The sequence below is a fragment of the Halostella sp. PRR32 genome, assembly GCF_034808085.1.
In the GTDB taxonomy this organism is placed as follows: domain Archaea; phylum Halobacteriota; class Halobacteria; order Halobacteriales; family Natronoarchaeaceae; genus Halostella; species Halostella pelagica.
Window position 1 is genome coordinate 1 of sequence record NZ_JAXHGL010000210.1, and the last position, 254, is coordinate 254.

A 254-nucleotide genomic window follows, 5' to 3' on the forward strand; every position below is an offset into this window, starting at 1 on the left:
GACGGTGGACGACCTGACGATGGACTGCGCGGGCTGCGGCGCCGAGGCGACCCGCGTCCCGGACGTGTTCGACGTCTGGCTGGACTCGTCGGTGGCCTCGTGGGGGACGCTCGACTACCCCGAGGACGATTCGCAGTTCGACGAGCTGTGGCCCGCCGACCTCATCATGGAGGCCCACGACCAGACCCGCGGGTGGTTCTGGAGTCAGCTCGGCATGGGAACGGCGGCGTTCGGCGAGATTCCCTACGAGGAGG

At 69.3% G+C, this 254-nt stretch carries 1 protein-coding gene; it reads left to right on the forward strand.

Translation table 11 applies throughout. The features are described 5' to 3' along the window. A partial coding sequence (locus SM753_RS20910) for a class I tRNA ligase family protein (RefSeq protein ID WP_323192968.1) occupies positions 1-254 on the forward strand: 254 nt, incomplete at both ends.